The sequence below is a fragment of the Clostridium intestinale genome (assembly GCF_035905475.1).
Lineage (GTDB): Bacteria > Bacillota > Clostridia > Clostridiales > Clostridiaceae > Clostridium_T > Clostridium_T intestinale.
The window spans coordinates 4443539-4456301 of the sequence record NZ_CP121166.1 but is presented as its reverse complement, the minus strand read 5'-3'; the positions used below and the strand labels follow the sequence as shown (position 1 = coordinate 4456301).

Below are 12763 nucleotides of genomic sequence, written 5' to 3'. Positions count from 1 at the left end.
GCCTCTTGTAATTATCAAATGTATTATTTAGAAGCAGCTAGATACGCTCTATATTTTTTTAATTTTTCAGGAATTTCATGTGCATTATCTGCTTTCTTTAATGAAACTTCATTTAATTCTCTAGCATGCTCGAACTTTCCTGATAATAGAACATGTGAATGGGCTTTTGCTTCATCAGTAACATCTAACTTCATAGTTCCATCAACCATATTTAATGTTCCTACAACTCCACATATACCACATTTTGCTTCATTGCCATTTCTAATTTCTACAACGTCTGAATGACATAGAGGACATGCTCCTTTTTTGCCTATATACTCAGCTTCAGATATATCTTTGCTTAAAGACTTAACAATATGCTCACCAGATATTCTTGCTCTTTCTAAAAGGTCGTCTCTTAGTGTTACTGAACCAGGTAACGCTACCCAATTAGCTAATATCTTGTCCACAACTTCAAATTGCATTGGTAATGCAAATAGGTGTAACATAGGAAGCGCTAAAGTATCCCACTCACTTCCACCTACAGCTATAAGAGATGCAGCTCTTTGTTTAAAGGATCTTTCATCTGGACCTGTTCCAGTAGTTATATTTTTTGCAGTTCTTATTTGTTTAGCAATAGTTCTAAATGCTAAATCATGGGATGGTCCCATTCTATCATTAAGTGTTTTTAATAGACCTGATGGGCTTTTTTCATATATAGGTGATCCAACTATCATTCCATCACAATCTAATATTTTCTCATCAATTAATGCAAAATCATCATCTCTAATTGTACATTTACCTGAACCGGACTTTTCTAATAAATCTACAACACAAGCATTACATCCTGTACATGGTTTTAATTTATAATCATGAAGTCTTACAAATTCAACCTCTGCACCAGCAGCCTCAGCTCCCATTAATGCTTCCTTTACTAAAATCTCAGTGTTACTCATTCTTCTTCCACAGCTTATTCCTAATATTTTCATTTTTTACTCCTCCTAAATATCTTATATAATATAAATTAACCTTTTTTATTACTACTATAATTTCTACATATCTTGTGTCTTATTTATTGCTTCATCTTTATTTCCAAATACATATCTTGGCCAATCTTTACCTACAAAAATATTACAAAGTAATCCCCCACCTAAAACTAATGCCATTGTCATTAGCAATCCATATAAAAAGAATACAAATACATGGATCGGTGTAATAGCAGGTGCATTTGCTGGTTGTAAAGTGAATAAAAAGAATGTTTCTGATAAACCTAAAAATAATGCAGGTACACAACCAAATATAGTATCTCTTAACAGGTTCTCATGGACAGTTAGTATTAAGAATATAATAACCATTGTTAGAAGTATTCCAGAAACCCAAGCTGGTAATCCTGACAACGCACTCATTAATACACCATTTAACATTGCCCATCCAATACCTATTGTAAAACAAATAACCATTGATGGCACCTTCTTAAAATCAGCTCCCAGTGCAAAAAAGAGAACTAATACTAGGAATAGCATCCAGCTATATCCCTCAAATCCTAACATGAACATAGGCTGCATTAATAAAGTTAATATAACAGCTCCTGCAGCGGCTTGAATTAGTAAAGCTTTTCTTTTTTTAGACACAAAAATCTCTCCTTAAAATAATATTAAATTATTGTGTAGTTTTGTCTGTAGACCTATTCTCCTCTCTTTCTAGACATATTAGTATTACCGACACAATACTACTAAGCAAGATATATGCCACATTGATATTTTTTTAACTTTTATAATCCCATTAATGCCATTAAAACACTGAAAAACCTTATATTTCAGTAAGTAATATTTTTTTATCATTACAGATATATTATTATTCTATTATTCACCTTCTTGTAAACGTTACTCATAAACCTTAATTCTATGATGATTTTATTCATCAGTACCTATAGAGTCTTAATCACAACTCTTTATTATAGCCATTTCTAAATAATGCATTTTTGTATTGGAAGCAATGATTTTTTTCATCATTCTTCTAGGAAATAAAAAAGAAGCAGTCTCTAAAGACTACTTCTCACTATAAGAATGCATCTTACTTAATATATTTATATCTTAAGTCTTTTCCTTTTCCTTCAACACTAAGGTCAGCATAAAGGTTGTAGTTTGTGTTCTCAACAACTTTATATAAATTATATAATTGTGGTAAGAAAACTCCCCAATTTCCAATCTCTTCTGCACAATGTTCTGACCATATAATTCCCTCTTCTGGAGTCTCTTTTTTCTTCATTCCTATTGCTGAAGACTTACCTACTACACCATAGTCAGTTTTTTCCCATTGGTGTATACGATATCCCATAACCCCTTCTGCATTCATACTTTCAGGTCCAAGTCCTAATCCTGCAACAACAACACAGTGTTCATATATTATATAATCCTTTACTTCAGCTGGTATTGTAGCTAAATCTTCGAATCTTATATAAAGATTTTGTCTTGTTCCATCGTTCCAAGTTTGTGGTGCTATATGAACTGAACCAATTGGGTTTCCATGTTTAGGTGCTACCGCCCACTCTAATGTTTCATGTTGTGATGGATGCCATAAAATGAAGCCTTTCTCCATATTGCTCCAAAACCAGTCTATCATTACTGGTGTTACTCCTTCATGTTTCCAATCAAGATGTGTTCCCATTGAATCTTGAGATACTTTCATTTCCATATTCAAATCCTCCTAAATTATCCTTCTCTTTTTTACACCTTAATTATATATCATATATCTTGCAAGATACAAGTTATTTTATTTTAAAACAAAGAAAAAACTGATTAATGGATTTTAAATTCCACTAATCAGCTTTCCTACTTCTCTTTTTTATCTTCAAAAACTTTAACCAACAACTCGGTTCCTTTTTTATAATTCTCTTCCATAGCTTCTACTGCTGCTAAAAAATCCTTATTCTTTATGGCATTATATATTGCTACATGTTCTTCCATGTTAGATAATTGCTTTTTCTCTTTTCTATAGGTACTTTTAAGCATTCCTTGAAGCCCTTTAATTGGCTTAGCTACACTAGATAATTTCTCATTATCTGCATACTTATAAAGTATATTACTAAACTCTTCTGTACAGTTTGAACGAGTAAACTCATCCTCAGCAACTTTATATCTGTTGATTTGATTTAAAAGCTCTTCACAAAGTGAATTTATATCTTCATTTCTTATTGCATACTTTATTGCTGCACAATCCAAAGTTAATGCAACCTCTTGAATTTCAACAACATCTTTCTCTTTTATGTCAATTACTCTTGCTCCAACATTATTTTTGTATTCCACAAATCCTTCTTTTTGAAGTCTATTTATGGCTTCTCTAATTGGAGTACAGCTTATTTCAAATCTCTCTTGAAGCTCATTTACATTAAGCTTTTCTCCCCAAACTAAATCCTGATTTATTATTTCATGTTTAAGCTGCTCATATATTTGATCTACTAAGGATTTTTTAACTATCGCAGACATCTGTTCACCTCTAATATATTATTTCTTGCAATATATAGTATATAAAATTTATTACTATAAGAATATCAAAAAAATGAATCTATATCAACATATTAATTCTCTATATAATCTTGTCCCAATTTTATTCCTAAGGCTTTTGCTTTCCTAAATACAGTTGGTTGAGCTACACCTAATATTTTTGCAGCTTTATACGTACTTCCATGATTTCTTAACGCCTGCTCTATCATCTGTCTTTCTAATGTTTCTACAGCTTCCTTTAAAGTCAAATCTTCATTATTCTTTTTGAAATTTATCTTATCTTTTCCTAGAACGTTTACTACATTATCATAGTTTATATATGAGCTATCATCGATAACAATAAGTCTTTCTATTATGTTTTGAAGTTCTCTTACATTACCTGGCCAATCATAATACTCTAAACCTTCTATCGCCATAGAGTCAATCTTTTTCTGTTTATTGTATTTTGTATTAAGCTTGTCAACAAATGCATTAATCAAAAGTTTAATATCACTTTTTCTTTCTCTTAATGGAGGTATTTTTATAGGTAAAACATTTAGTCTATAAAACAAATCCTCTCTAAATTTCCCTTGTCTTATTAATTCTTCTAAATTACAATTAGTAGATGCAATAACTCGCACATCTAGTTTTATACTTTTAGTTCCTCCAACTCTTGTTAGCTCTTTTTCCTGAAGAACTCTTAATAATTTTGATTGTAAGCTCATAGGCATTTCTCCTATTTCATCTAAAAGTAGAGTTCCACCATTTGCAATTTCAAACATACCAAGTTTTTCCTTATTTAAAGCTCCTGTAAATGATCCTTTTTCGTACCCAAATAGTTCTGACTCAATTAAACTTTCTGGAATAGCAGCACAGTTTACTTTAATATATGGGTTATCTTTTCTATCACTCTTTTCATGTATCTCTTTAGCTATTATCTCTTTTCCACAGCCTGTCTCACCTGTTATTAATATTGTAGCTTCTGTTTTTGCTACATAACTAATGAGTTCTTTTATTTCTCTTATTTTTACACTTTCTCCTATAAAGCTTTTGTTCTTAATAAACTTGCTTCTATAGTAATTTAATTCATTAAGATACTTTTCATTTTTCTTTTCAGCCATCTCTATTTCATCTTTTAACTTTAATAACTCTGTTAAATCTCTCATTACAGTTAATACTTGAATAACTTCTCCATTCTCATCGAATATTGGATTTCCAGTTATAAGTACCTTGTTATTGTTATTTACAGTAGCTAGAGATGTTATTTTCTTTTTTTGTTCAATAACAAGCAAAGAAATTGAATTATCGAAATACCCTTCAATAACTACACTTTCTACACTTTTACCCACTAATTCCTCTTCTCTTATTCCAGTTATCTCTGTGTAGCCTTTATTAACTGCTATGACTATTCCTTTGTTATCAACTATACATATACCATCCGATACAGCATCACCTATAGAAAAGGCATCCAGCTCTCTCTCTTTATACGTTTTCAAAATCTCTAACTCTTCTTTTTGCTTTAGTACTATTTCTTTGTAACTCTCAATTATCTTTAATGTATCTCCATCAACTTCTAGAGGTTCTTTTTCTTCTAACTCTCTAATTTTACTGTTTAAATCCTTTTCAATTTCAAATATTCTTTTGGACATTTATTTTCTCCTCAACTCCTAATATTTTATCTCATAACACCGAACATCTAATACAATTATGTATTAGCAATTTTGATACCAATTAATCTATATTTATAAATATCCGCTTAAGCCTTGAATTTTCTTACCTTAAGCCTACTATTCATATTTATATATCTTCTTAGGAGACCCTACAAATAATTCATATATGTATTATTATAATATAGAATCTTGATTTTCCACAAATATATTAATACAAAAATGCATTAACTATGATGCATTCTTGTATTAAACCTCTTGTTGGAACTTATTTTAAAACATGTTATGATAAAATAAGATTTGTTATTAATTTGAATTAGATAAACTAAAAATACTAGGAGGTCCCTATGGAAAAACTTACTTTTGTAATGGAAAATTATCTAGAAGCTATTTATGAGTTATCAGAAGAAGGTAAAGGAGTTAAAATGACTCGTATAGCTGAAAAACTCGGAGTAACTAAAGCAAGTACTAATAGTGCCATGGCTACTTTAGCTGAAAAAGGGCTTATTACTAATGAAAGGTATAAAGAAATATTTTTAACTCCTTTAGGACTAGAAATAGCTAAATTAACCTCTAAAAAACATCATATTATTAAGGACTTTTTTATAAAAGTTTTAAAAGTAGACTCCTCTATTGCTGATAATGATGCATGTTCTATAGAGCATGTTATTAGTTCAGACTCAATTCAAGCTATGCAGAACTTCTTATTAGAATTTGATTGTAAGTAAAAAATCATGATTTTTGCTAATCATGATTTTTTCAATAATTTAAGATACCTGACTCCTATAGAGAGTAGCATAAGTTCCACCCCTGCGGATTAATTCATCATGGCTTCCCATTTCTTTAATCCCACTCTTCTCTAATACAACAATCTTGTCTGCATTACGAATAGTAGATAGTCTGTGGGCAATTACTATCGTTGTTCTATCTTTTGAAATTTCATCTAATGCTATTTGGATTTCCTTCTCTGTTTTTGTATCAAGAGCCGAAGTAGCTTCATCCAATATAAGTATAGGTGAGTTTCTAAGAATTGCTCTAGCTATAGAAATCCTCTGTTTTTGTCCTCCAGAAAGGCGTACTCCTCTTTCACCTATAACTGTATCATATCCATTTTCTAAAGCTTCAATAAATTCATGGGCATTAGCAGCTTTTGAAGCTTCAAGTACCTGCTCTTTACTTGCCTCTTTCCATCCATAAACAATATTTTCATAAATGCTTCCATTGAATAAGAAAGTATCCTGTAAAACCATACTTATATTATCTCTAAGGCTTTTTAATGTTACATCTTTGATATCTGTTCCGTCAATTAGAATGCTTCCATTTTGTAAATCATAGAATCTATTCAAAAGACTTGCAACTGTGGTTTTACCTACTCCAGTTGCTCCAACAAAAGCTACAGTTTCACCTGATTTTATATTTAAGTTTATATTTTCTAAAACACCTATTTCATCATTATAAGAAAAAGAAACATCTTTAAACTCAATTTTTCCACTTACCTTAGATAATTTCTCTGCATTAGTTTTCTCTTTTACATCTGGAACCTCATCCAAGACTTCATATACACGTCTGCATCCTGCAACTGCTGTACCTGCCATTTCCATAAGTCTTGAAAAACTCTTTATAGGTCCATAGAACATACCAAGATACATAGAAAACCCTACAATGTCTCCAATATTAACTTCTCCTCTTGAAACCATCATTCCTCCAACTATTATCACTATAACAGAGCCTAATGCTGTGAAGAATGCAAGTAGCGGAAATGTTGTTTCAAAGAAGAAACTTGCTTTTAAGTAAGCTTTACTATGTTTCATTGAAAGTTTATTAACTCTTTTTTCTTCTGTATCTTGTTGATTAAATATTTGTATTTCCTTGATTCCAGAAAAATTATCTTGAACAGTTCCTGAAAGTTCTCCCCTAACTCTAGAGTTTTCCTTCCATATAGGAGACATGTATTTACTTTGCCAAATCGTAATTCCAATAAGAAAAGGAATAGTAACAAGACTAAAAAAAGCTAACTTTACATTAATAGAAAATAATAATATCCCTACACCTATGAAAGTCAGTATATTAACAACAAAGTCAGGAATTATATGAGCTAAAAGAACCTCCACTTCCATAACATCATTAATTACCCTACTGGTTAAATCTCCTGTACGACTTTTATTAAAATACTTAAGTCCCATATGTTGTAGTTTAGAATAAAGTTCAGTTCTCATATCTGCAACATAATGCAAAGCTGCATGATGGTTTAAATATCCTGAAATAGAACCTCCAGCTGATTGAAGTATAGTTGCAACTAAAAGCATTAATCCTATTCTTAAAGATTGAGCACCAAAGTCAGGACTTCCCTCAGTTGCTAAGCTTGTAAGTTCTCTTAAGGCCCATGGGTTGTAAAATCCTGCTATAGTAGAAACAATAACAGCTATTAGTGCTAGTATTAAATAGCCCCAATATTTTTTTGCCCCAATAAAAACACGTAAGGTTGTCTTCATATGACTATAGCCTCCTTCTCTTTTATTATTACCTCTTCATTTTCTTCAACAATATCATAGGTAATACATACTGGACGATTGCTCTTAGGTTCAATAACAACATCAGCATTTATATTAAAAGTTTTTCTAAGAACCTCTGGAGTCATAACCTCCTCAGGACTTCCATGTTTTATAATATTTCCTTTTTGAATAGCAATAATATAATCAGAAAATCTTGCAGCAAGATTTAAATCATGAAGAACCATAACTATTGTGCACTTTTGACTACGATTAAGTTCAAATAAAAGTTTTAAAACCTCTAATTGATGAGCAAGATCAAGATAAGTAGTAGGTTCATCTAGTAATATTAAATCTGTTTGTTGAGCTAAAGCCATGGCAATCCACACTCTCTGTCTTTGCCCTCCAGATAAAGTATCAACTTCTCTTCTCTCAAACTCGCTTAACTTAGTTGCATCTAAAGCCCATTTAACTATTTTCTTATCCTCTTCAGTCAGATTACCAAAACCCTTTTGATGTGGGAAACGTCCATATGCAACCAACTCACTTACAGTAAGTCCACTTGGTGCAGTAGGTGTTTGAGGAAGTATAGCCATCTTTTTAGCTATTTCCTTTGTAGGAAGTTTACTTATATCTTGTCCACTTAGATGTACTACTCCTTTTTTAGGCTTTAATATACGACCAACAGCTTTTAATATAGTTGACTTTCCGCATCCATTAGCACCTATAATCGAAGTTATCTTTCCTTTTGGTATCTGCATATTTAATTCTTTTACAATGAGTGTATCCTCATAAGCTATATCTAAATTTTTAGTTTCAATACTTTTCATATAAACCTCCTTAATTTGACTTCACTAATAGATATAAGAAGTACGGTGTACTTAATACTGTAATAATAATTCCTGTAGGAACATCAGTACCAAGACTTATTGTTCTAGTAATAGTGTCTGATAGCAGAATGATTATTGAGCCCACTAAAGATGCTGTAGGAATTAAAAGTTTATGATTTGAACCTACAAACCTTCTTGCCATATGAGGTGAAATCATTCCAATGAAAAAGAAGTTTCCACCTAAAGCCACACTACCTGAAGATAAAGCAACAGCTACTACAGCTAAAGCTATAAATTCTTTCTTTACTGCCACACCTAAACCTGTTGCAGTTTGCTCCCCAATATTTAAAGTATTTAAAATACGAGATTTATAAAGTACATATAAAAATAAAATCAACACCCAAGGCGCAAGAATAGAAATATAAGTCCAATTATCTCCCCAAAGACTTCCTGCACTCCATCTTTGAATAAACTCCATCTGATTTTCATCTAACTTTAAAGTAAGTATGGTAGTAACTGCACTATATCCACTTCCCACAGCTACCCCTGTTAAAATCAGTCCTGTAGGCGATATGCTTCTCCCTTTTCTATAAGCAAGAAAGAATATCAATATGGCAGCGCTCATTCCCCCTACAAAAGCTAGGAGTGGCAGTGCAATAGCAGAAGGCGTACTTTCAACCTTAAAAATGACTACAAATAATAATACAAATAATCCTGAACCAGAACTTATACCCAAAGTTCCAGGGCTAGCCATATCATTACGAAGTAAACTCTGCATTACACATCCTGCTGTTCCCATACCAATACCAACAAGAACAGTTAATACAATACGAGGAAGACGGAAATCATATACAATAATATTTTGCTTAGCAGTACCTTTTCCAAGAAGAACATTAAAAACTTCCGAAGGAGAGAGGTTCATTTTACCAGAATTCACGCTTATTACTGCTACAACTAGCAGAATAATTGTAAGTATAAATATAATAGTTAAACCACGTGAAACTGAATAACCCTTTTTTTTCATTCAAATTCCCTCCTTTGTGCTCTTGTAAGATAAAGAAAATACGGAACCCCTATTACAGCAAAAATAACTCCAATAGGAGTTTCATAAGGCTTATTAATAAGTCTTCCAATCAGATCTGCTGAAACAGTTAGTAAAGCTCCATATAATGCTGAAGCTGGAACAATGTATCTGTAATCTACCCCTATAAGGTAACGAACTATGTGAGGTACTATTAATCCTACAAAACTAACAGGTCCTACAACAATTACAGAAAGTCCTGTAAGTATTAAAACAACTAAAGTTGATATTCCCTTAACCCTCTTAGTATTAAGTCCAAGCCCCACAGCAGCATCATCCCCAAGATTTAAAACAGTAATTGAAGGTGATATAGCCATTGACACAAGTATCCCTATTATGAAGAATGGGAAAACTATAGAAAGATCCTTCCAACTAGCACCTGCTGTTCCTCCAGCGGTCCAATAAGCTAGCGCCTGTCCAAGTCTATACTTAATAGAAAGATATTGACTAAAAGCACCAAATAACATAGATATTGAAACCCCTGCTAACACAAGTTTCTGTGGTTTCATTCCACCTCTTCCAAAAGAAGCAATAAAGTAAGTCATGCCAGTGGTTACAGCTGCACCGATACATGCAAAAAGCATCATCTGTCCATAACTTCCACCAGGTAAAAAGGCCATACAAATAGCCATGGCAAAGGTAGCTCCACTACTTATCCCCATGAGCCCTGAGTCTGCAAGTGGATTTCTTGTGGTTCCCTGCATTATAGCCCCACACACTGCAAGGCTTGAGCCAACAATAATATTAGCTGCTGTACGAGGAAGTCTTAGAGTTTGGATAATGTGGTGTTCAGTTAAAGAAGAGTCAAAATTAAAAATGGCTCCCCAAGCCGTAGACAAATTCATATCAGCAGCGCCAAAAGAAATTGACGCCGCTGACATAATCACCAGCAAAACCACCCCTGCAATCATATAGATTGTAAAATTCAAAGCTCCTAACTGTCGCTTTTTTTTATAGGTATTTTGCATATTTATTTTCCTTTCTTGATTAACATTATTTAGCTAATGAATTTATTGCATCAACCATATAGTCAAGTTGAGCAGTAAGACTTGTAACATCTGAATAGTAGAAAAGTCCTAAATATTTCCCTGGAATTTCAACAACTCTACCTTCTGTAACAGCAGGAATGCTCTTCCATATTTCTGTCTTAGCATACTCTGATTCTTTATCTTCTTGTTGGAACCATAATATATAATCTCCAAAATACTCATGAGCTACTTCATAACTTATAGATCCACGGCCTTCTCCTGATTTAGCTATAAGTTCCTTAAGCTTGTCTGGATATTTAAGACCAAGATAATCATAAACTAAAGTACCACCTCTAGAGCCTGTCTCATAATATACTCCGCTCCATTCTCCAGTAGCACCCCAGTCTTCTAAGATACTGAAAGTTTTCCCTGTAAATGCATCACCTTTAAGAGTTTTCTTAGCTTCAGCAAGTTTTTCTTCAAATTTTGAAACTTCTTTATCAGCTTCATCAGCTCGTCCAGTAGCTTCGCCTATAATCTTAAGTCTTTCTTCTGCACTTTTTGACTCTGGAATAACAAGAACTGGAGCTATTTTACTGAACTTGTCAAAGTCTGCTTCATCATATGTAATTATAAGTTCAGGTTCTAAAGCCATGACCTCTTCTGGTTCCCACTTTTCTATTTTTTTAGAAGCCGTTAATTCTTTGTAGAAAGGCATTGTTTCTTGAGCCCATGCATTGTATCCAACTAAATTTAACCCTAAAGTAATAACATCTCCAACATACCAATTAGCAACAATTTTCTTAGGGTTAGCTGGAACTTCTATATCCCCTTTTATAGTACTTACAGTACGAACCGTTGCTTCTTCTTTCTCAGCATCTTTAGTTGAAGAACAACCAGCTAAAATTGCTGTAGTCATAATTATTGAACAAAATAATGACAAGAATTTTTTCATTTTATATCTCTCCCTCGTAAATCTTATTATTAATCTTATAACGCTAGCGCTTGCGTTATATACGAATGTAAGACCAGTCTAACTTCAAAAATCGTAGCATTTATAAATTCTTCTGTCAATCGCCTTAAAAGTACATTTTAAGAAGTCATTACTTATTAAAATCATGTTAATTTATTGGTTTATAAGAGTTAAATGAAAATACTTCTCTCTGTTATGGATTGCAATTTAAATAAAATGGAGTATCTTCTTATTGAAAATCTTTCTCAAATAATGCTATAATTTTCTTAATTTAAATTACAAAAACGAGAGGCGTGAAAATTTTATGGATGAATATAAAGATTCCTCTTGGAATGCTTTAGCAGATAAATATAATCTTATTAAGAGACCTTATGGCAATGGCCAGATTTACGATTTTCCACCTCATTGGTCAAATGGGTGGATTGCAGAGTTGAATCCCGCTAATGGACTATATGTATCAAGTGCTTGGCTTACTCCAAGTGAGCAGATAGTACATGCAATAAATTCTACAAAACCCTTTATGATAATCTTTTGTGTTGACTGTGGTGATATCGTCTATTCACATCAAGGAAAAAAGAGACAAACTCTTTCCCCTATAACTCATGTGATTATTAATCCTCAAAAACAATTTACACTAACCTTTTTAAAAGATGTGCACTATTGTTTTACCAGCGTGTTGATTTTTGATGACTTTATAAAGCCATTCCTAAAGGATCGTACCAATGCACCTAAAATTAGTATTCAAGATGCAAAACTTTGGAAAACTCAACACTATAATACTCCTGATATAATGCTTATTTTAGAGCAAATTAGATGGGGTGTAAGAAATGCAGACATGCCATTGCTTGCTTTTGAAGGTATGACTTTACAGCTATTATCTTCTATCACTAGAAATTTCCCTGACATACCTAAAAGAAGAAGCAGTCGCCGCCACTATGTTACTTGGGAAAATGAGCAGAAGATTTATCAAGTTAAAAGTAAAATTGATGAAGATATTTTAAATCCTCCAGGCACTATTGAACTATGCAGAATAGCTGGAATGAGCGAAAGTAAACTTCGAGAATCCTTTAAAAATCACTATGGAATTCCCCTTTATAAATATATTCGTATAGAAACCATGAAGAGAGCTATGCAGCTCTTATCAGATGATCACTTAAGTATTCGTAATATCTCTGAGCAATGCGGTTATAAAAATCCTGCAAAATTTGCTGCCGCTTTTAAAGATGTACATGGAATTACTCCAAGTGACTTCAGAAAATCCTTCAATTTATAGAAAAAATTAAGATACTTATAG

General features: G+C 32.5%; 12 protein-coding genes. 2 read left to right on the top strand and 10 right to left on the bottom strand.

Annotated elements, in window-relative coordinates:
• Positions 1–23: 23 nt before the first annotated feature.
• From P8F83_RS22445 to P8F83_RS22425, 5 genes are all read right to left on the bottom strand, one after another.
• Complete coding sequence (locus P8F83_RS22445) at positions 24–968, bottom strand: flavodoxin family protein (protein ID WP_315110851.1); 945 nt, start codon at positions 966–968, stop codon at positions 24–26.
• A gap of 63 nt (positions 969–1031) precedes the next feature.
• A complete protein-coding gene (locus tag P8F83_RS22440; RefSeq protein ID WP_326512760.1) occupies positions 1032–1610 on the bottom strand; it encodes a DUF1097 domain-containing protein in 579 nt (192 codons plus the stop codon).
• A gap of 442 nt (positions 1611–2052) precedes the next feature.
• Positions 2053–2673: a hypothetical protein gene (locus tag P8F83_RS22435; RefSeq protein ID WP_315110854.1), complete on the bottom strand. Its 621-nt coding sequence runs from the start codon at positions 2671–2673 to the stop codon at positions 2053–2055.
• Positions 2674–2810: 137 nt separating this feature from the next.
• Positions 2811–3464, bottom strand: a complete 654-nt coding sequence (locus tag P8F83_RS22430; RefSeq protein WP_326512759.1) for a GntR family transcriptional regulator — start codon at positions 3462–3464, stop codon at positions 2811–2813.
• Between the two features lie 92 nt (positions 3465–3556).
• The gene (locus tag P8F83_RS22425; RefSeq protein WP_326512758.1) at positions 3557–5110 is read right to left on the bottom strand and encodes a sigma-54 interaction domain-containing protein; all 1554 of its coding nucleotides are present in this window, start codon (positions 5108–5110) and stop codon (positions 3557–3559) included.
• A 365-nt stretch (positions 5111–5475) separates the two neighbouring features.
• Between P8F83_RS22425 and P8F83_RS22420 the strand changes: the two genes are divergently transcribed.
• Positions 5476–5856, top strand: coding sequence for a metal-dependent transcriptional regulator (locus tag P8F83_RS22420; protein WP_326512757.1), 381 nt, complete (start codon positions 5476–5478; stop codon positions 5854–5856).
• Positions 5857–5895: 39 nt separating this feature from the next.
• On the opposite strand, the gene P8F83_RS22415 is transcribed toward P8F83_RS22420, so the two are convergent.
• From P8F83_RS22415 to P8F83_RS22395, 5 genes are read right to left on the bottom strand one after another with little or no spacing between them, the layout of a single operon-like run.
• The gene (locus P8F83_RS22415) at positions 5896–7620 is read right to left on the bottom strand and encodes an ABC transporter ATP-binding protein (RefSeq protein WP_326512756.1); all 1725 of its coding nucleotides are present in this window, start codon (positions 7618–7620) and stop codon (positions 5896–5898) included.
• Positions 7617–8447, bottom strand: a complete 831-nt coding sequence (locus P8F83_RS22410; protein WP_326512755.1) for an ABC transporter ATP-binding protein — start codon at positions 8445–8447, stop codon at positions 7617–7619. Before P8F83_RS22410 ends, P8F83_RS22415 begins: the two co-directional genes overlap by 4 nt.
• A 10-nt stretch (positions 8448–8457) precedes the next feature.
• Positions 8458–9471 carry a FecCD family ABC transporter permease gene (locus tag P8F83_RS22405; protein WP_326512754.1) on the bottom strand — a complete coding sequence of 338 codons (1014 nt, stop codon included), beginning with the start codon at positions 9469–9471 and terminating at the stop codon, positions 8458–8460.
• The gene (locus P8F83_RS22400) at positions 9468–10496 is read right to left on the bottom strand and encodes a FecCD family ABC transporter permease (RefSeq protein ID WP_326512753.1); all 1029 of its coding nucleotides are present in this window, start codon (positions 10494–10496) and stop codon (positions 9468–9470) included. Before P8F83_RS22400 ends, P8F83_RS22405 begins: the two co-directional genes overlap by 4 nt.
• A 25-nt stretch (positions 10497–10521) precedes the next feature.
• Positions 10522–11451, bottom strand: a complete 930-nt coding sequence (locus P8F83_RS22395; protein WP_326512752.1) for an ABC transporter substrate-binding protein — start codon at positions 11449–11451, stop codon at positions 10522–10524.
• 322 nt (positions 11452–11773) lie between these two features.
• Between P8F83_RS22395 and P8F83_RS22390 the strand changes: the two genes are divergently transcribed.
• On the top strand, positions 11774–12742 hold the full coding sequence (locus P8F83_RS22390; RefSeq protein ID WP_326512751.1) for a helix-turn-helix domain-containing protein: 969 nt from the start codon (positions 11774–11776) through the stop codon (positions 12740–12742).
• Positions 12743–12763 lie beyond the last annotated feature (21 nt).